This window comes from Clostridium lacusfryxellense (assembly GCF_018861735.1).
Lineage (GTDB): Bacteria > Bacillota > Clostridia > Clostridiales > Clostridiaceae > Clostridium_AD > Clostridium_AD lacusfryxellense.
The window spans coordinates 1-20820 of the sequence record NZ_JAHLEB010000039.1; the positions used below are offsets into that span (position 1 = coordinate 1).

The 20820-nt window shown below is 31.6% G+C and carries 19 protein-coding genes; 10 read left to right on the top strand and 9 right to left on the bottom strand.

Annotation, left to right across the window (positions count from 1 at the left end; all coding sequences use genetic code 11):
* On the bottom strand, positions 1–1092 hold a 1092-nt coding region (locus tag KPL55_RS18005; protein WP_216308130.1), incomplete at its 3' end, for an acyl-CoA dehydrogenase.
* 170 nt (positions 1093–1262) lie between these two features.
* The gene (locus tag KPL55_RS18010; RefSeq protein ID WP_216308131.1) at positions 1263–1709 is read right to left on the bottom strand and encodes a DUF2383 domain-containing protein; all 447 of its coding nucleotides are present in this window, start codon (positions 1707–1709) and stop codon (positions 1263–1265) included.
* Between the two features lie 271 nt (positions 1710–1980).
* Here KPL55_RS18010 and KPL55_RS18015 point away from each other — a divergent pair, with 271 nt between their 5' ends.
* The 3 genes from KPL55_RS18015 to pssA all read left to right on the top strand — a co-directional run bounded on the left by KPL55_RS18015 (position 1981) and on the right by pssA (position 5999).
* Positions 1981–3690, top strand: coding sequence for a sigma-54 interaction domain-containing protein (locus tag KPL55_RS18015; protein WP_216308132.1), 1710 nt, complete (start codon positions 1981–1983; stop codon positions 3688–3690).
* Positions 3691–4080: 390 nt separating this feature from the next.
* Positions 4081–5262 carry an acetyl-CoA C-acetyltransferase gene (locus KPL55_RS18020; protein ID WP_216308133.1) on the top strand — a complete coding sequence of 394 codons (1182 nt, stop codon included), beginning with the start codon at positions 4081–4083 and terminating at the stop codon, positions 5260–5262.
* 218 nt (positions 5263–5480) lie between these two features.
* Positions 5481–5999 (top strand): CDP-diacylglycerol--serine O-phosphatidyltransferase, encoded by a 519-nt coding sequence (pssA, locus tag KPL55_RS18025; protein ID WP_216308134.1) that lies wholly within the window; start codon positions 5481–5483, stop codon positions 5997–5999.
* An 83-nt stretch (positions 6000–6082) separates the two neighbouring features.
* Here pssA and KPL55_RS18030 read toward each other — a convergent pair whose 3' ends face one another.
* Complete coding sequence (locus tag KPL55_RS18030) at positions 6083–6865, bottom strand: polysaccharide deacetylase family protein (protein ID WP_216308135.1); 783 nt, start codon at positions 6863–6865, stop codon at positions 6083–6085.
* Between the two features lie 336 nt (positions 6866–7201).
* Here KPL55_RS18030 and KPL55_RS18035 point away from each other — a divergent pair, with 336 nt between their 5' ends.
* The 3 genes from KPL55_RS18035 to KPL55_RS18045 are packed head-to-tail and all read left to right on the top strand — an operon-like array spanning position 7202 to position 10341.
* Entirely contained in the window at positions 7202–7462 is a 261-nt protein-coding gene (locus KPL55_RS18035) for a (2Fe-2S) ferredoxin domain-containing protein (protein ID WP_216308136.1), read from the top strand.
* Entirely contained in the window at positions 7455–9173 is a 1719-nt protein-coding gene (locus KPL55_RS18040; protein WP_216308137.1) for a [Fe-Fe] hydrogenase large subunit C-terminal domain-containing protein, read from the top strand. The genes KPL55_RS18035 and KPL55_RS18040 overlap by 8 nt, the downstream gene beginning before the upstream one ends.
* A 1-nt stretch (position 9174) precedes the next feature.
* Complete coding sequence (locus KPL55_RS18045; RefSeq protein WP_216308138.1) at positions 9175–10341, top strand: SpoIIE family protein phosphatase; 1167 nt, start codon at positions 9175–9177, stop codon at positions 10339–10341.
* 45 nt (positions 10342–10386) lie between these two features.
* Here KPL55_RS18045 and KPL55_RS18050 read toward each other — a convergent pair whose 3' ends face one another.
* Genes KPL55_RS18050 through nuoE form a run of 3 tightly spaced genes read right to left on the bottom strand, consistent with a single transcriptional unit; the run spans position 10387 to position 14579 of the window.
* Entirely contained in the window at positions 10387–12123 is a 1737-nt protein-coding gene (locus KPL55_RS18050) for an NADH-dependent [FeFe] hydrogenase, group A6 (protein ID WP_216308139.1), read from the bottom strand.
* 51 nt (positions 12124–12174) lie between these two features.
* A complete protein-coding gene (locus KPL55_RS18055) occupies positions 12175–14070 on the bottom strand; it encodes an NADH-quinone oxidoreductase subunit NuoF (RefSeq protein WP_216308140.1) in 1896 nt (631 codons plus the stop codon).
* Positions 14071–14084: 14 nt separating this feature from the next.
* Positions 14085–14579, bottom strand: coding sequence for an NADH-quinone oxidoreductase subunit NuoE (nuoE, locus tag KPL55_RS18060; protein ID WP_216308141.1), 495 nt, complete (start codon positions 14577–14579; stop codon positions 14085–14087).
* A 484-nt stretch (positions 14580–15063) separates the two neighbouring features.
* Between nuoE and KPL55_RS18065 the strand changes: the two genes are divergently transcribed.
* On the top strand, positions 15064–15276 hold the full coding sequence (locus KPL55_RS18065; protein ID WP_216308142.1) for a heavy-metal-associated domain-containing protein: 213 nt from the start codon (positions 15064–15066) through the stop codon (positions 15274–15276).
* A 43-nt stretch (positions 15277–15319) separates the two neighbouring features.
* Here the strand turns inward: KPL55_RS18065 and KPL55_RS18070 are convergent, their stop codons facing one another.
* Entirely contained in the window at positions 15320–15811 is a 492-nt protein-coding gene (locus KPL55_RS18070) for a metallophosphoesterase family protein (RefSeq protein ID WP_216308143.1), read from the bottom strand.
* 190 nt (positions 15812–16001) lie between these two features.
* On the opposite strand from KPL55_RS18070, the gene KPL55_RS18075 reads away from it, so the two are divergent.
* The 3 genes from KPL55_RS18075 to KPL55_RS18085 are packed head-to-tail and all read left to right on the top strand — an operon-like array spanning position 16002 to position 18596.
* Positions 16002–16712: a DUF8091 domain-containing protein gene (locus KPL55_RS18075; RefSeq protein ID WP_216308144.1), complete on the top strand. Its 711-nt coding sequence runs from the start codon at positions 16002–16004 to the stop codon at positions 16710–16712.
* A gap of 3 nt (positions 16713–16715) precedes the next feature.
* Positions 16716–17582, top strand: a complete 867-nt coding sequence (locus KPL55_RS18080; RefSeq protein ID WP_216308145.1) for a DMT family transporter — start codon at positions 16716–16718, stop codon at positions 17580–17582.
* A 36-nt stretch (positions 17583–17618) separates the two neighbouring features.
* Positions 17619–18596, top strand: coding sequence for a 2-hydroxyacid dehydrogenase (locus tag KPL55_RS18085; protein ID WP_216308146.1), 978 nt, complete (start codon positions 17619–17621; stop codon positions 18594–18596).
* 95 nt (positions 18597–18691) lie between these two features.
* Here the strand turns inward: KPL55_RS18085 and KPL55_RS18090 are convergent, their stop codons facing one another.
* Positions 18692–19156, bottom strand: coding sequence for a nucleoside deaminase (locus tag KPL55_RS18090; RefSeq protein WP_216308147.1), 465 nt, complete (start codon positions 19154–19156; stop codon positions 18692–18694).
* A gap of 95 nt (positions 19157–19251) precedes the next feature.
* Complete coding sequence (locus KPL55_RS18095; protein WP_246599613.1) at positions 19252–20643, bottom strand: PLP-dependent cysteine synthase family protein; 1392 nt, start codon at positions 20641–20643, stop codon at positions 19252–19254.
* Between the last annotated feature and the right edge of the window lie 177 nt (positions 20644–20820).

Here is a 20820-nt window from a genome sequence, read left to right on the forward strand (position 1 = left end):
TCCTTCATATATCTCAGTTATTTTAGCATCTCTCATCATTCTTTCTAATGGATATTCTTTAGTGTAACCATATCCACCGAAAATTTGAACGGCTTTAGTTGTAACTTCCATAGCTGTTTCTGATGCAAATAATTTGGCTCTAGCAGCTTCTACTGTATAAGGCAAACCATTATCTTTATTAAATGCTGCTTTATATATTAAAAGTTTAGAAGCTTCAATTTTAACATCAAGTTCTGCAACCATCCATTGTAAACCTTGGAATGCTGATAATGGTTTTCCGAATTGTTTTCTTTCTTTCATATATTTAGTAGCTTCTTCAAGTGCGCCTTCAGCAATTCCTAAAGCTTGAGCTGCTACTCCAATTCTTCCTCCATCAAGAGTTTTCATTGCAATACCAAAACCTCTTCCTTCTTTACCAAGCATGTTTTCTTTCGGAACTATGCAGTTTTCAAATACAAGTTCTGTAGTTGATGATGCTCTTATTCCTAATTTATCTTCATGTTTGCCTATTGAGAAACCAGGGAATTCTTTTTCAACTATAAAAGCAGTAATTCCTCTTGTTCCTTGAGTTTTATCAGTCATAGCAAAAACTACAAATGTATCTGCTACTCCACCATTTGTGATAAATATTTTCGAACCATTTAATATATAATTATCACCATCTAAAGTGGCTGTAGTTTGTTGACCTGAAGCATCTGTTCCTGCATTAGGTTCAGTTAATCCAAAAGCTCCTAATTTAGATCCATTTGCAAGTGGAACTAAGTATTTCATTTTTTGAGCTTCAGTTCCAAAAGCATCTATTGGACCAGCACATAAAGATGTGTGAGCTGATAGTATAACTCCTGTAGTTGCACATGCTTTTGATAACTCTTCAACAGCAATAATATATGATAAATTATTTCCACCAGCTCCACCGTATTTAGTTGCTATTGGAATACCCATCATATGGTATCTAGCCATTTTTTCTACTGTTTCACTAGGAAATCTTTCAGTTACATCTATTTCCGCTGCGATTGGTTTAACTTCATTTAATGCAAATTCACTAACCATCTGTTTTACAAATTCTTGTTCTTTTGTCAATGTAAAATTCATTAACTTTCCTCCTCACTATTATCTAGGTAGATATAAAAAATTATCCAACTATTTTTGTTCTCATAGATATAACAAGCAATTATAATGCCATCTTTATGCTAAAATGCATTTTTCATAAAAAAATAAAAATATTTAGAAAATATTAAATCAAAAATATTAAATCGATAATATTACTGAATGGTATATGAATCATTAATAAGAATATTTAAAGAATTAATATTATTCTTATTTTCGGACAATATAGAATTTAAAAGTAGTGAGCTAGTAGCAGAAATATTGCATGAAAGTAATCTAACAACAGATTCTATACTCATACTTTCACTTTCCAGGGCTTCTTTAAGAAAACTATTATTATCAGTAGTTCCAATATGTTTTATGTTTGATATAGTCTCAGATACTACACCTTCTATTCCTATAGTATCTGACGGAGTGCCTCCAAGGTTTTCTATTTCAATAGAAATTTGAGATGCGTGTTGCTTATGAATTTGTTGTATTTTTAGTAACTCGTTTTTAGAAGTTGTATTATCAGCATGTTCAATTAAAGCATTAAAACTTTTTATAGACATATATTCACTTTCAAGTATAGAATTTAAATTTTCAATATTTCTACTATTCATATTATCAACTCCTTTAATATTTATCTTGCCCAAACGAAACAAATGTTACTTACTTTTTTAGTTAAGTATATTACTATATAATTAAGGAAACATATACATAGATTAATAAATAAAAAAACATACTTGAATATCAATACAACAATATTAAATGTCAATAAAAGTGTAAAAAATAAAGATAGCGAGAAATAAAAGTTCGCTATCTTTAATTATATCTTGAAAAAAAAAACTATGAACTTTATAATTGAGTTATACGCTTGAGAGAAGGTGACCAATGGGTACAATTAATTACTACAATAACCAAATTATTTGCAATATAAATGAAGGTGTTATTGTTATAGATAAAAATGGTATCATAAAAATAATTAATAATGCAGCACAAGAAATGTTAAGGGTTAATTCGGAAAATATAATTGGAAAATATATTCTAAATGTATTTCCTTATGGGGAATTATTAAGTGTTATGAATAATGGAGAAATACAGTTAGATAAAAAAGAGGGTGAATTTATTGTTACCCGGAAAGCGATAACTCAAAATGGTGAAGTTATAGGTGCATTTGAAATCTTTAATAGAATAACTCAAAATAATCGAGTAATAGACCCAAAAGATAAGGATATAGCTTATCAGAATATTTTAAGTACTGTTTTCGATTCATTAAATGAATGCATTGTCGTAGTAGATGGAAATGGTGTAATAACTATGATGAGCAATGAATATAAAGAATTACTTAATTGCGAACATCCAGAGGGGAAACATGTAACAGAGATAATTGAAAACACAAAATTACATATAGTATCAAGAACTGGGGAGAAAGAGTTTGGAGAAATCCAGGAGGTTAATGGTCATAAAATTATTTCTATGAGGATTCCTATAGAAAGTGATGGTAAAGTTGTTGGAGCCATTGGGAAAGTTATGTTTAAGGATTTAAGCAATTTTAAAATATTAAGTAATAAATTAATGAATTACGAGAAAGATGCTGAAAATCGTAAAAATGAATTAAGCACGGAAGGGAAGGCTATATATACTTTTGAGAATATTATTGGAACGAGCGATAAAAGCCTAAAGGTTATGAATCTTGCAAAGAGAGTTGCTAAGATAGATTCAAATGTATTAATTACTGGTGAGAGTGGAACTGGTAAAGAACTATTTGCTCATTCTATTCACAATGCTAGTGGAAGATGTTTAAAACCATTTGTAAAAATTAATTGTGGAGCTATTCCAGCAGAGCTTTTTGAGTCGGAAATGTTTGGGTATGAGGAAGGAGCATTTACAGGTGCTAAAAGAACTGGTAAGAAAGGGAAGTTTGAATATGCAGATGGAGGCACTATTCTTTTAGATGAAATTGGTGATATGCCGATGAATATGCAAGTCAAGCTACTCAGGGTTATTCAAGAAAAAGAACTTGTTCGGGTTGGTGGAAATAGTGTTATAAAAGTTGATATAAGAATTATTTCTTCAACTAATAGGTCTTTGAAACAGTTAATTAAAGATGGGAAGTTTAGAGAGGACCTTTATTATAGGTTAGACGTTATGCATTTGAAATTACCTTCATTAAGAGAAAGGTTAGAAGATATTGAAGAACTAGCGAATGAGCTTAGAAAAAAGATATGTAAAAAATATAATGTTTACTCTGAGGGTATATCTAGTGAAGCAATTGATTGCTTGAAATCTTATAGTTGGCCGGGTAATATACGTGAACTTGAAAATGTAGTAGAAAGGGCGATAAATTTGCTTGATGATGTTGTGTATATAATGCCAAAGCATTTGCCAGAAAAGATGATTAATGGTAAAATAAAGAAATATTCCTTAGAAAATAATTATTTAAAGGATGTAGTGGAAACCGTTGAAAAAGATCTCATTATGGAATGTATTAAAAAGACTTGTGGTAATAAAAAAGAAACAGCTAAAATATTAGGGCTTAGTAGAGCTGGGTTATATAAGAAATTAAATCGCTATAATCTAATAAAATCACCTAATCTATAATAGTATACATGTAAACTAAGTATACACATACTGCTTTTATATAAAAAATGGGACATGTATTTTAAACACAAATTGTAAGAAAAACTAAACGGGTATTCATATCAAAGCGTTGAAAACACTTTTAGTGATTTATTTAACAAATAGGTTATAATATTAACAAGCCTTAAATGTATAACTAGATAGAAAGATAAGTGTAAACTAAGTTTACACTTATTGATATAAATTATTTTGTAATATTGGGAGCGGTTGGTATAGTGCACTTTAGGGGCTATTTTGAAGTTGGCATATAAATTGCTAGTATTGTATATATAGGAAAAAATTGAATCAAATGATGAATTCCTATTATATGGTTATATATATTAGAGAAATAAATTAATGGAGGGTTATAATATGAGAGAAGTAGTAATAGTAGGAGCAGCAAGAACAGCAATAGGATCTTTTGGTGGAGGATTATCAAAATTATCAGCTGTGGAAATGGGAACTGTTGCAGCTAAGGAAGCTATAAGAAGATCAGGTGTTAAACCAGAATTAGTAGAAGAAGCTATTATAGGTAACGTAATACAAGCAGGACTTGGACAAAATGTTTCTAGGCAAATAGCTATAAATGCTGGATTAGATATTACATCTTCAGCACTTACAATAAATAAGGTTTGTGGTTCAGGACTTAGAGCTGTAAGTTTGGCAGCACAGATTATAATGTGTGGAGATGCAGAAGTTGTTTTAGCAGGTGGAACTGAAAGCATGAGTAACGCTCCATATGCACTTCCAAACAATAGATGGGGAGCAAGAATGGGAGACGGCAAAGTTGTTGATACTATGATTAAAGATTCTTTATGGGATGCATTTAATGATTATCATATGGGAGTAACAGCAGAAAATATTGCAGAGCAGTGGAATATAACAAGAGAAGATCAAGATCAATTTGCTTTAAAAAGTCAACATAAAGCTGAAGCAGCTATAAAAGGTGGCAAATTTAAAGATGAGATCGTTCCAGTTGTAATTCCTCAAAGAAAAGGTGACCCAATAACATTTGATCAAGATGAATTTCCGAAATTTGGTTCAACTATAGAAAAATTAAGAAAGTTAAGACCTGCATTTAAAAAAGATGGTACTGTAACAGCAGCGAATGCATCAGGAATAAATGATGGTGCAGTTATGTTCGTAGTAATGTCAAGAGCTAAAGCAGATCAACTAGGTCTTAAACCACTAGTTACAATTAAATCTTATGCATCAGCAGGAGTAGATCCAAAGATAATGGGATATGGTCCAGTTCCAGCAAGTAAAAAAGCATTAGAAAAAGCAGGACTTACTGTAGCAGATTTAGACTTAGTAGAAGCTAATGAAGCATTTGCTTCTCAATCATTAGCTGTAGCTAAAGATTTAGGCTTAAATCCAGAAATAGTAAATGTTAATGGTGGAGCTTTAGCATTAGGTCATCCAGTAGGAGCTTCAGGTGGAAGAATACTTATTTCATTAATATATGAAATGATAAAAAGAGATTCTAAAACAGGACTTGCTACATTATGTATAGGTGGCGGACAAGGAACTGCGATTATAGTAGAAAGATCATAAAAAAAAAACCAGCAAAATATGCTGGTTTTTTTTTAATTACAAAAAAATCTGTAATTATTTATAATATATTTTAATATTAATTAGGAAAGAATAATATTTAGAGCGTGGCATAAACTAATAATGAAAAAAATTTAAGGTGGATTTAATATTAATGTTCCGTAATACTAAAGAATAACTAGTTGTGTTATGGTATAATTATAGGGATAGGAGTGATATAGATGGTTAAAATAAAAAATGCTGTACCAAACATTTTTACATTAAGCAATATGTCTTGTGGAATTTTGTCTATACTTATGAGTTTTGATGGAAATTATAAATTAGCAGCAATGTTTATTCTTTTAGCAGGAATATTTGATAGATACGATGGGAAAATAGCTAGATTTCTAAACGTAGATGGTGATTTAGGTAAAGAATTAGATTCTTTATGTGATTTAGTATCTTTTGGTGTTGCACCTTCAATATTGATATTTACTATTTATAACTTTGCGGGACTTGGTTATTTTGGGTATATGATGGTTTTAGTTTTCCCAGTAGCAGGAGCATATAGACTTGCAAAATATAATATTTCAGATTTTGATGGAGTTTTTTCAGGAATTCCTATAACAATTACTGGTACTTTTTTAGCGGTATATGCTTTGTTTATGTTTAATAAAGCTTCCAATTTAGGACCTACAATGTTTTTAATGGTTGTATTATCTTATTTAATGATAAGTAAATTAAGGTTTAAAAAACAATAAAATATAATTAAAAGTGGAATGTAATTATAATAAAATAATTTAATATGCAATTATAAGAGAGACCTTACTTTATAGTGAGGTCTCTAATTTTTGAATCTATAATAATATTCGGGTGTAGATGTGGTAATAGCCTTAAATGTATAACCTAAATCATGATAATATTTTATGATGCCACTAAGTGCTTTTACCGTGGTTTTATTATTAGAATTACAATGCATTAGTATTATTGCCTCATTTTTATTTCCTTTTATGGTGTGTGAGTTTTTAATAAGCTCAGAGACGCTTAAATTAGGATTTATACCATCACATATATTAACATTCCAATCATACACCTTGTAATTATTTTTATGAATATCAATTAAAGTAAAATCATTTAGGCGTTTAGAACTTCCACCTGGAAAACGAATAATTTTGGGGGAAAAGCCAGTGACTTCCTTAACTTTATCGGATGTTTTTTTCATTTCACCAATAAATTCATCACAACTTCTATATATTTTCTTGAAGTTGTGACTATAGGTGTGAAGACCTATGCTGTGACCTTCAGTGTATATTCTCTTTAAGATATTCTCTCTGCCCTCTATTTCTTTTCCTACAACAAAAAAAGTAGCTTTTACATTTTCTTTTTTTAATATATCTAGTATGGCTGGTGTAACAACATGCGTTGGACCATCATCAAAAGTTAAATAAGCAAATTTAGAAGTCGGAATTTCACCAACATCCTTTAATGATGTAGTTATTGGTATAAATACATCATTAATTTTAAGATCATTTATAATGTAATTACTAATTAACAACAAACAAATTAATAATATAGAAACAATAGCCGAAATAAAAATAAGTAAAATACTTTGATTTTTATAATTCATATTATCACTCACCTTTAGTTTTGTCCTTGTTAGTGTACCCAAAAAAAATAGATTGAAGCAGTAATTTATTGCTGAAAAATTATTGATAAAGTATTCACAACCAAAACTAATGAAAAGACTTGGGTGGGGATATTTTTTAGTTTTGTGACAATTTAATTGTCTATGAAAATTAAAGATCCTATATTAATTTTATAGTAGTTGGTGTAAAATTTAAATATAAATAAAGATTGTGTAGCAAAATATAAAAAGAATATAAATGAAGATTTATTGAATTGAATTGAAATTTAATTGAAACAAATATTAATTGATACAAATTTTAATTGAAGGGATGATAATATGATAACAATTAGTGTTTGCGTTGGTAGTGCCTGTCATTTAAAGGGATCTTCTAAAGTAATAGAGGAATTACAAAAGTTGATTGCTAAAAATAAGGCATCAATACCAGTTATTGTAGAACTCAAAGGGGCATTTTGTATTGGTAGATGTACAGAGGGAGTTTCTGTAATTGTGGATGATAAAGATTTATTCTCATTAAATGAAAATAATGTAGGAGCATTTTTCTATGAAACTATCATGAGAGGTGTGTCAAATGAGTAATATAAATTTTTCAAAAGCAAATTGTAAAAACTGTTATAAATGTCTTCGTTCTTGTCCTGTAAAGGCAATAAAATTTGAGAATCAACAAGCTGCAATAGATGAAGAAAGATGTATAGAATGTGGACATTGTCTTACCGTATGTCCTCAAAATGCTAGAGAAATTAAAAGCGATTTGGGCAAAATAAAAAAAGCTATGAATTCTGGGCTAAAAGTTATAGCCAGCCTTGCACCATCCTTTGCTGGGTTCTTTGATGAACAGCCGGGTAAAGTAGTGTCAGCACTAAATAGGTTAGGATTTAGTATAATAGAGGAAACTGCAGTTGGGGCGGAAGTAGTAGCTGAATTATATAATGATTATATAAAGGATAATAAGCAAGAAGTTTATATAACTACAGCATGTCCATCTGCCAATTATTTGATAGAAAAATATTTTAATGAACTAATTCCTTACTTGATTCCGGTGGTATCTCCAATGATAGCCCATGGAAAATTGCTAAAGAAAAAATTTGGGAATAATAGTTTTGTTGTATTTATAGGACCATGCCTAGCGAAAAAATCTGAATTTGATACTTATATAAATCATAATGTAATCGATGCAGTATTAACTTTCGATGAATTAAATTGCTGGATTAACGATTCTGGCATAGAAGTAAATGAAATAGAAGAAGAAAATTTCAATATTAATCCATATAGTAAAGGCCAAGGATTTCCTATGGGTGGGGGTATTATCGATGCAATGGGAGAGCAATTACAAGAAAGTAAGCTTACAGTTATTACAGTAAGTGGCATGGAAGATTGTATGGAGGTTTTTAATAGTGTTAAGGATGGTGATTTAAAAGAAGTTATTATTGAGGCTAGTGCATGTAAAGGAAGTTGTGTCGGCGGACCGGTTATGGTTAAAAATGGTGAAAATTACTTTGCAAAATTAAAAAAAGTTAAAAACTATATAAAAAGCCGTAAAAACTATAATCAATCAACATTTACAAAGATTCCTGAAAATATGAATTTCCAAAGAGTTTTTATGAAAAAGATAATTAAAAAGAATATAGCGTCAGAAAAAGAAATTATATCTATCATGGAGAAGATGGGGAAATATGAACTTGTGGATGAACTTAATTGTGGTGTGTGTGGTTACAACTCTTGTAGAGAAAAGGCTCAAGCTGTATTCGAAGGTATGGCTGAAACCAATATGTGTCTTCATTATATGAGGAGTAAGGCAGAGAGTCTTGCAAATGAAATAGTTGAAAATACTGTTAGTAATCTGATTTTGTTAGATGGAGAAATGAACGTGCGAGAGATAAATCCAGCTGCTAAGTCTATATTCCAAATACAATCTCAAAATATTATAGGCAAACCTATATCTCTACTTATTGATGATGAAGATTTTAAAAATGTAAGAGAAACTAGAGTTAATATAATAGGCAAAAAATATTATTATCCAAAGTATGGGGTAGTGTTTGTAGCTAATATAGTATATCTTCCCAGGGTAGACATGGTACTTGTTAGCATGATTAACATTATGGCTGAAGAAAAGAATAAAAAGGAATTAATGAAAGTTAAAGAAAATACTTTAAATGCCGCTCAAGAGGTTATTGAAAAGCAAATGAGAGTTGCACAAGAAATAGCAAGTTTACTTGGTGAAACCACTGCAGAAACGAAGATTATTTTGACTAAGTTAAAAAAAATAGTGGCAGGAGAAGATGGTGAGTAAAATGGATTTATTTATTGATGTAGCTTATAATAGTTTAATAAAAAAAGATGAGGAACTCTGTGGCGATAGAGTAGAAATAATAAGACTTGCAGATAGCACTATAATTGTCATGGCAGATGGACTAGGCAGTGGAGTCAAAGCAAATATACTAGCTTCGTTAACAGCTAAAATTGCCAGCACTATGCTTAAAGAAGGTGCAGACATTTATGAAACTGTAGATACTATTGTGAATACGTTGCCAGTTTGTAAGGTTAGGAATATTGCTTATTGTACTTTTACACTCATGAAAATATATAATGATGGAAGGGCATATATTGCAGAATATGATAATCCACCTTTCTTTTTAATAAGAAATGATAGAAAGATTGAGAAAAAAGAAAGTATTATTAATGGGAAAAAGGTACTTGAAAGTGAATTTAAACTACATGAGGGCGATGTTCTTACGGTAGTGAGTGATGGATGTATCCATGCAGGTATTGGGAATATATTGAATTTAGGGTGGAGCTGGAACAATGTAGAAAATTATTTAAATCGCAATACAAAACTCAGGCGAAGTTCAAAAAACATTACTAGAGACCTAATTCAGGTTTGTTGGGATTTATATGGAGGAAGACCAGGGGATGATACTACTGTTGTCTGTGTAAAGGCTCGAAGGTCGGAGATTATTGATCTATTTACGGGACCACCTAACGATGAACGTAATGATAGTAATGTTATTAAAGAATTCATGATTGGAACCGGAAAAAAGATAATATGTGGGGGCACCACTTCTAACATTGCAAGCAGAGAATTAGGACGCACTCTAAATGTTAATTTAGATTTTTTTGATAAAGATGTACCACCTACAGCAACTATGGATGGAATAGATCTAATAACTGAAGGCGTTCTAACTTTAAGTAAGGCTGTGGAAAAGTTAAGAAATTATGAAGATAGTTTTGCGCATGAGGATAATTCAATTGATCTAGAAGGTAAAGATGGAGCTAGTAGACTTGTTAAAATGCTAATAGAAGATTGTACTCATTTTAACTTATGGGTAGGGAGGGCTATAAATCCAGCACATCAAAATCCCGATTTCCCAATAGATTTAAGTGCAAAGCTTAAGATTGTGGATCAACTAGTAGAATACATGAAAAAATTAGGTAAATGTGTTATTGTTAATTATATATAAGAAAGCAGCAGATATAACTGCTGCTTTCTTATACTTTAATGGGATTTATTTACGTTTTACGTACTGTGTATGAAGAAGCTCATGAGCTTTAACTCCATAAGGCTCTCCCAGGAATTCCTCATATATTTTTTTGATAGATGGATTATCATGAGACTTTCTTATAGCCTTGTTTTTATCTTCATTATACAAAACAGACATTCTCTTTGCTAATATATCCTCATAATCATTTGAATATGGTTGTCCACCGCCATTAATACATCCACCTGGGCAAGCCATGATTTCAATTAAGTGATAGGTAGATTCGCCTTCTCGTATAGCTTCTAATAATTTACGAGCATTGCCAAGCCCGCTAGCTATAGCAACTTTAACATCAATGTCGTTTATTTTTACGCTTGCTTCTTTTATGCCTTCCATACCGCGTACTGCTTCAAAATTCACATTTTCAAGAGTCTCATTTGTTAACCACTCATAAGCTGTACGTAAGGCAGCTTCCATAACTCCACCTGATGTTCCAAATATGACTCCAGCACCAGTAGATTCACCTAATGGATTATCAAAGTCTTCATCGGGTAATGAATTGAAATCAATGCCAGCTTCTTTTATCATTTTAGCAAGTTCCCTTGTACTTATAACTATATCGACATCGGGAACTTCATTTGTAGACATTTCAGCCCTAGCAGCCTCATATTTCTTTGCAAGACAAGGCATTACAGAGACAACTATCATGTCTTTTGCAGTGATATTCATTTTTTGTGCAAGGTAAGTTTTAGCAACAGCACCCCACATTTGTTGTGGTGATTTACAAGTAGATGGAATATCTAATAAATCATTAAATTGATGCTCGAAGAAATTAACCCAAGCGGGGCAACAGCTTGTAAGCATTGGAAGTCTTCCACCATGTTGTAACCTATGAGCGAATTCGCTAGCTTCTTCCATTATTGTTAAGTCTGCCGCAAAATTGGTATCAAATACTTTAGTAAATCCTAAAGCTCTTAACGCAGCAACCATTTTTCCAGTAACTGATGTTCCAAGCGGAAGACCAAATTCCTCACCCAAAGCAGCCCTAACTGCTGGTGCTGTTTGAACAACAACTATTTTTGCTGATTGTCCTAGTGCATTCCAAACTTTAGAAGTGTTATTAACCTCTGTTAATGCACCTGTTGGGCATACAGCAACACATTGTCCACAGAATGTACAAGTTGTTTCTATAAGTGGTAGATCAAAAGCGGGGGATACAACAGTTTCGAAACCACGGCCAACACCAGATAAAACACCAACAGTTTGAATTTCATTGCACATAGTTTCACAACGTCTACATAATATACATTTATCTAAATTTCTAACAATAGAACTACTCGAACGGTCAATTGGGTAAGTGGACATTTCGCCTTTGTAGTGAATCTCACGAATACCTAGTTCAGCAGCTAATTTCTGCAATTCACAAGCAGTGTTCTTTTCACATAGTAAGCAGTCTTGTGGATGATCAGAAAGAATTAATTCTAGCACAGTTCTTCGCGCTTTAATAGCTCTAATAGAATTTGTTTTAATAATCATTCCATTTGTAGCAGGAGTGGAGCAAGCAGGAGCTAAGTTTCTCCTTCCGGTAACTTCAACCATGCACACGCGACAAGATCCTGGATGGTTAGTGGTTTTTCCATCATGCATATTTAAATGACATAACGTAGGAATAGTTATATTTAACATTCTAGCAGCTTGCAGAATAGTAACACCATTTTCTACTTTAATTTCCTTGTCATTTATTGTAAGAGTAATTAAACTCACAGCGTTCACCTCTTATTTATATTTTTAATTAATATGAAAAACAATTGTTTATTATTTTTTGATAATGGCATTAACAGGACAGCCAGTTTGGCAAGCACCACACTTAATACATTTATCTTGGTCAATAACATGCAAGTTTTTAACTTTACCACTTATGCATTTAACAGGACAGAGTTTTGCACATTTCGTACAACCGATACAATTATCCGTGATACTGTATCTTAATAAGTGCTTACATACCCCAGCAGGGCAAGTTTTGTCATAGACATGAGCTTCATATTCATTCTTAAAGTATTTCATAGTGCTTAATACTGGATTTGAAGAAGTTTGTCCGAGACCACAAAGAGCAGTATCTTTAATTGTTTCCGCCAATAAGTTAAGTTTATCTAAGTCTTCTTTTGTTCCTTTTCCATTAGAAATCTTTTCAAGCATTTCAAGAAGACGCTTATTGCCTATTCTACAAGGAGAACATTTACCACAAGATTCTTCTACGATGAATTCTAAGTAGAATTTAGCTATATCAACCATACAATTATCCTCATCCATAACAATCATACCACCAGAACCCATCATGGATCCTATAGCACCAAGCGATTCATAATCGATAGGTGTATCTAAAAATTCTGCTGTAATACATCCGCCAGATGGACCACCTGTTTGAACAGATTTAAATTTACGACCATTTTTAATTCCGCCACCGATATCATATATGATCTCCCTCAAAGTAGTACCCATAGGGACTTCTACAAGTCCAACGTTATTGATCTTACCTGCAAGCGCGAAAACTTTTGTTCCTTTAGATGTTGTCGTTCCTATAGAACTATACCATTTTGCTCCTTTGATCACGATAGCTGGAATATTTGCAAGTGTTTCAACATTGTTAACGCAAGTAGGTTTATCCCATAATCCACTTTGAGCAGGGAATGGTGGTTTATTAGTTGGTTCTCCACGTGAACCTTCAACAGACTGAATTAACGCAGTTTCTTCTCCACATACGAAGGCACCAGCGCCATATTTAATTTCTATATCAAAGCTAAAATTAGTTCCTAGAATATTTTCCCCAAGAAGGCCACATTCGCGAGCTTGACCTATTGCTATTCTTAATCTACTAACTGCAAGAGGGTACTCTGCTCGTATATAAATACAACCAATTGAAGCACCGATGCTATAACCTGCTATAGCCATAGCCTCTAGAATACTATGTGGGTCACCTTCAAGGATAGAACGATCCATAAAAGCACCAGGGTCACCTTCATCAGCGTTACAAATTATATATTTCTGATCAGCGTCGTACATTTTAGCAAAAGACCATTTCTTACCTGTTGGGAAGCCACCGCCACCTCTTCCTCTTAAACCTGAATCAGTTATTATCTTTATAATATCATCTTGAGACATTCCAGATATTACGTTGCCTAATGCTAAATAACCATTTTCAGCTATATATTCTTTTATGTTTTCAGGGTTAATAAGTCCGCAGTTTCTAAGCGCAATTCTTACTTGCTTCTTATAGAAGGGCATATCTTCCTGTTTTTTTATTTTTACATTTACACTTGGTTCTTCAAATAAAAGTCTATCAACAACTGTTCCTTTTAATAAATGTTCTTTAACTATTTCGGCGGCATCAGTTGGTTTAACATTAACATAAAATACGTTATCAGGAGAAACCTTAACTATTGGACCCTTTTCACAGAAACCGAAACAACCAGTTATAGCAGCAGTCACTTCATCAGATAGTCCAGCAGCTACAATTTCTTTTTGAAGGTTTAATAATATTTCATCACTTTGAGCCGACATACATCCTGTACCGCCACAAACTGATAAATATCTTGTACATCTAGTACCTTCAGAAGCTAGTTCTTTTTCTTCGCTAATTTTCCTAAGTTCTAGTAGTGTATTCGATTTATTTTGAATACTTTTAAGTTCATCAAAAGAATTAATTTTATTCAATATATTTCCCCCCCCTACTCTGTATACTGGAGTGTATTATATTCAGCAAGTATTTTATCTACTTGGTCTACAGTAACATGGCCATAAACTTTATCATTTATAGTTACTACTGGGGCAAGACCACAGGCGCCTACACATCTTAATGAGCCTAAAGTGAATTTACCATCAGCAGTAGTTTCGCCATTCTTCATTTTTAATTGTTTTTGAAACTCTTCAAGGATATCACCAGAACCCCGGACAAAACAAGCAGTTCCCATACAAACATTTATTACATATTCACCTCTTGGTTTTATAGTGAAATAAGAATAAAAAGTAACAACACCATATACTTTAGAAACGGGAATATTTAAATTTTCTGCAACAAAAGCTTGTACTTCTTGAGGTAAGTAACCAAATAAACCTTGTGCTTTGTGAAGAACTTCAATAAGAGCACCTTTTTTATTTGGAAGGTCATTAACATACTTTTCTAAAATTTTAAAGTTTTCCTCATTTAAACAATTAGAACACACTGATATATGCCTCCTTTATTATTAATGATTACGTATTAACGATTTAATATATACCATGGAGTTTTAAGACAACGTTTACATGACATGCATTTGTAAAAGATTTAAATATTTATGTTGTAAAGGTAAATAAACATTTAAATTAGTTTGCTAAATTTATTATAATAGAATATAAGCCAAAAATCTACTAACAAATTAAGTTAAATTTGAACTAAAATAAAAAAATTTTTATAAGACTTGTAGAGTACTTACAAATGTGCTACAATTTGCTTGTTGTTACAAAAAAGGAAAAAAATAGAACTGTAGTACAATTAATAAAGAATTTAATTTGTTGTTTTGGATATAATATCTTAAATAAATTAAATATTTTTAAAAAATTGTAGACAAAAATAATTTAAGGGATTAATATAAAATTAAATTAATGATTATATAATTTAAAATATAAATATATAATACTATAAATTAACAATTGAAAGGGGAATTTTAAATGAAGAAAAAGATATATATTGATGGAATGAGTTGCTCACATTGTGTAAGTCATGTAAAGGAAGCATTACTAGACCTTGGTGCTACTAAAGTAAAAGTTGATCTAGAGGAAAAATGTGCTGTAGCGGAGTTTGATGATGAAACAACAGATAATGATATTACAGAAGCTATAGAAGAAGTAGGATATGAAGTTACAGAAGTAGAAGAAGATTAATACAAAAAAGCCTACCAATATTGGTAGGCTTTTTTTTATAAGATTATTTAAATAATTGTAAAGAAACATTTATTTTTTTATCTACTATTTCTAAAATAATATATGAATACCACGGTTCGCGTCTTTTATATGAGGGGGAACCTGGATTTATCATGAGGATTTTGTTTTTAGTTAAAACAAGTGGCTGATGACTGTGTCCAAAGATTATTACATCTACCTTATCATCTATAAATTTATCATATGCTGTTTGTAGAGTATTTTTGCTATTGCCATGGCCATGATACAATCCAATTTTGTAACCTTCCACAGATAAAATAACTTTTTCTTTTAATAAATCTCTGATATATCCTTTATCATTATTTCCCCATACACCAACAAAATTTTTATGCTCTCTTAATTTTGATACTACATCACTTGAAATATAATCACCGGCATGGACTATCATGTCGGCGTCAACAAATAAAGTATCTATTAATCGGAAAAGTTTATCGTTATGTTTTTTCGCATGAGTATCAGATAATATTGCAATTTTCATAATTCATCACCTTCTAGTATTATATTATTCTATATTATGCTTTGATACAAAATAATTATTCAATTACCTAAAATTTACAACTAGAGATTTTAATTGCATAGCATTTCTGTTATAATTATTCTATAAATATAAGTAAGTATTTTTATAACTAAATTACATTTAAACTTATTTAAAAGCGTTAGGAGAGAAAATGAAAGAAGCAGAAGATAAGGTCTTAATTTATGAGCAGAATGGTATAAACATCAAAAATGAGAAGTCATTGCACTCATCAATCAAGCAATGGTATGTTATCCCAGGAGACAGGTTTGAAGTGAAAGTTGATAAATATGTAATTGATTTAGTAAGAGAAGATTCATTAATTGAAATACAAACCAAAAATTTTAGTGCAATTGGTAATAAGTTAAGAAACCTTGTTAAGTATAATAAAGTTATGCTAGTACATCCTATAGCTATTGAGAAGTATATAGTGACAACAGATGAGTCAGATGTTGTAATTAGTAGAAGGAAATCACCTAAAAAGGGGAAACTAATGGATTTATTCGATGAACTTATTAGAATTCCAGATTTAATGGCAGAAGATAATTTTATGCTAGAGATTTTAATGACAAAAGAGGAAGAGATAAGATGCAAAGATGGAAAAGGAAGTTGGAGAAGGAAAGGAATAAGTATAAAGGATAGAAAACTTTTAGAGGTGACCCAGAAGGTTACATTTAAACAAGAAAAAGATTTCCTAATATTTTTACCAGATGAATTAGATAAAAATTTTACGAATAAACTATTAGCTAAGGCATTAAAAGTTACTATATATAAAGCAAGAAAAATTACCTATTGTTTAAAAAAAATGAATCTTATTCGTCAAGTAGGAAAAATTAAAAATGAACTTGTATTTGAGAGGTCGTGAAGAATGGATAACAAACCAAAAGCAATTATACTTATTTTAATATCCGCTTTATCATTTGCTATTATGGGAGCCATGGTAAAATTAGCTGGTGATATTCCCTTATTTGAAAAAGTGTTTTATAGAAATTTAATAAGTTTAGGCATGGCATTTATCATGATAAAAAATAAAAATGTTAGTTTTTTTGGTAAAAAAGAAAATCAGTTATATTTATTTTCTAGATCAATACTTGGGTTATTAGGAGTGATTTTAAGTTTCTATGCTATAAATTATTTAGTACTATCAGATGCAAGTATGCTTAATAAAATATCTCCTTTTTTTGTGACTCTATTCGCTATTTTTTTTCTAAAGGAGAAACTTACTAAAATACAGATTCCAGTATTAATTATTGTGTTTATTGGGGCGCTACTAATTATTAAGCCTCAATTTGATTTTTCAGTAGTTCCATCACTAGCAGGATTTCTATCGGCTATGTGTGCAGGTGCAACCTATACCATAATTAGATTCTTAAGGGATAGAGAAAAGCCTTCGACTATTGTATTCTATTTTTCGTTTGTTTCGGTAGTAGTAATGTTTCCACTAATGATGCTTAATTATCAAAAGCCTACTATGATTCAGTTATTGTACTTAATAGGCATAGGGATTTTTGCTGGAATTGCACAATTTGCTTTAACAAATGCATATAGATATGCACCCGCATCAGAGGTTTCAATTTACGATTATACTAGTATAATATTTTCTGGAATTATAGGATTTGTGATTTGGTCAGAGGTCCCAGATTTATTAAGTATTATGGGATCATTCCTTATTATAGGAGCAGCAATTTTTGCTTTTATTTATAATGGGAAAAAGAGTCTAAAAGAAGTAAATTAGTAATATATGTACTTAGAATTATAGGAGGTGATGTATATGGATAAGAAAAAGGTATACGTAACAAGAAGAATTCCAAATGACGCTATTAAACTTTTAGAAAAGTATTTTGATGTAGAAATAAATCCACGTGATAGAGTTTTATTAAGAGAAGAATTGCTAGAAAAGGTAAAAGGCAAGGATGCAGTTTTATGCCTCTTAACCGATAACATTGATAAAGATGTGATTGAAACAGCTGGCGCTAGCTGTAGGATATTTGCTAATTACGGCGTAGACTGCAACAATATTGATATTCCTTTTGCTACGCAAATGGGTATAATAATTACAAACACTCCAGAGGTACTAGATGATGCTACTGCAGACCTTGCATGGACTCTACTAATGGTAGTAGCTAGAAGAATCGTGGCAGCGGATAAATTTACAAGAAATGGTGCATTTGAGTCTTGTGATCCTATGATGTTTCTTGGTAAGAAAATTACTGGAACAACACTGGGGCTCGTAGGTGCAGGGAGAATTGGATTTAACTTTGCAAAAAAAGCTAAAGCTTTTGATATGAGGGTGTTATACACTGACTTAATTAGAAATTATAAAATGGAAAAAGAAATAGGAGCAATTTATGTTGATAAAGAAACATTGCTTGAGCAAGCGGATTTTGTTTCACTACACATACCGCTTTCAACCTCTACTACTCATTATATAAGTGATAAAGAATTTTCAATAATGAAAAACACTTCAGTGATTGTAAATACTTGTAGTGGTCCTATAATTGATGAAAAAGCATTAGTTAAAGCCTTAAAGCAAGGAGAGATATGGGGAGCTGGACTTGATGTATTTGAAAATGAGCCCCACATAGAGCCAGAACTTCTAAATATGTACAACGTTGTAATTGTACCGCATATTGCATCAGCTACAATGGAAACAAGAACGAATATGGGATTAATTGCAGCTGGTAATATTATTAAAGTGCTAAGTGGCGAAAAGCCAGATAGCTGCGTTAATATGGAGGTATTAAAATAATATAAGTAATCTCCACCATAAAAAATAACAAGCACTTCCAACCAGCATAACGGATGGAAGTGCTTGTTATTTCTTATACATATTAAGTTTCTTATTTAATATTCTGTTTTATCAATTTTAATTTTCCAAAGGCGGAATGGTTCAAGGCTCTCCAACCTATGAATTTGTATCACATCAACCTGCAACTCGCTTGCGGTTCCTTTGATTACATCATAAATATATTTATCGTCGAAGTTTATATTTGCGGCATCTTCTCTAGTTGAACCATAATAAAGCTTTTTTATCTTTGCCCAGTGAATTGCAGCAAAACACATAGGGCAAGGTTCACAAGAGGAGTATATTTCACAATCAGATAAATCAAATCTGCCAAGTTTGCTTGAAGCTTTTCTAAGGGCTGTAACCTCAGCATGGGCAGTAGGGTCATTGGTTTTAACAACTTCATTATGAGCAAAACTTATTATTTCACCATTTTTTACAATAACGGCGCCAAAAGGACCACCATCATTGAGTGTCATTCCAGATATTGCCTCATCTATTGCAAGTTTCATAAACTTATTCATTTTTACACCACCTCACTAGTTATCAACTAAAGTTGCTGTTATCAACTAAAGTTGCTATTCATCGACTGGAGTCGCTGCTAATCAATTAAAATTGATTAGAACCCTCTTGCATTTTTTAATCTCAAATCAATACTCTGAATTTGACTTTGCTTTTCTATCCAATAATCTTGTGATTTTTGAGCATTGAGTTCCGCTACTGTTTTACCCTGCTGCTCAACCCAAGTATAGTATTTTAAGTTATGCCATCTCTTCCTAGTTACATAAGTGCCTTCTTGAATGTAATCTAACTTAATATTTTTAAAAATACAATTGTATCTAACAGCAGCTTCAGTTTTATCCATAGTTCCAAATTGGGAATCTAGATTACCCATAACTGAATGATATCTATCGATTGTATCAGTGCAGATAGTGAAAATATTTTCTTTTTCAGTCATTTCATAATACTTTGCAGTTTTTATAGCCCCAATTAAATTACAAACTCCAGAGATACCTAAAATTTGTGAGAGCATAGACACGCTTTCTTGCGGTATGCCTACTTCGTCTATAAGATAATCTATACCTACATCACTTGTTAATAGTTGCAAACCTTTTTTACTTTCCATATCGTCAACACACATCATGGCATCCATATTCATAACATTATGTATCCAAGTAACATGTTTGTCTCCAATTCCTTGTATGTCATGATCTCCGAAACCGTTATTGAATAGTGTTGGACATTGTACAGGTTCTAGACCAATTATTTTTGTTTCAGGATATAGCTGTTTAAGCCTATCTCCTGATGCTATAGTGCCAGAAGAACCCATTGACGATACTAGTGCTGAAATTCTACCGTTGCCAATTCCTTTTCCTTTAAGCTCCCCTACTACTTTGTTTATTGAATTGCCTGTTACGTGATAGTGGAACAAGTAATTACCAAAACTCTCGAATTGATTTAGAATTTTGTTATTTGCGCTTTCTTTTTTAAGTTCCCAACATTTATCATATATTTCTTTAACACTGCTTTCACAGCCTGATGTTTTTATATATGAGGCGCCATAATAATCTATCTTTTCAAAACGCTCTTTGCTCATAAGTTCTGGAAGAACTATTTTTGTATCATAACCCATACGAGGACCTGTAAACGAGCCACCTATACCATAGTTTCCAGTGGAGGGGAAAACTATAGTGTGAAGGCCAGGAATTATTTCTCCCGCTAATTGTTTTTCCATAGTTACGCTATAAGTTGCACCAACCTTGTGACTACCTGTTGGGAAGTTTTTACTATACATAACTATTATATTTGCGCGAACTCCGGTTAGTTCTTTAGGTATAACAATATAACACATCTCACCGTTATGGTTTGTCCAATTTATATTAAACAAATTTATTGGATCTAGTGGAGTTTCAATTCTTGCTTTTAATGCCTTTTTCCTTATTTCACTAGGGATTTTTTCAGGATTTAGCATTTCTTCAAAAGTAGGTCCCCAAACTAATTTTTTTATCATAAATTTATCCTCCTTGTTTTCATCATGAAATTAAGTATAAAACTTTAAGTTCGACTCTATAATATATGTTTGAAGGCAAGATTTTAATATACATTGTTTAGTACTTTTTTAAGTATATATTTCATACATTTGTAGTGATATATATTGTTTTTCGTTATAAGTGCTTTTGTATATCAA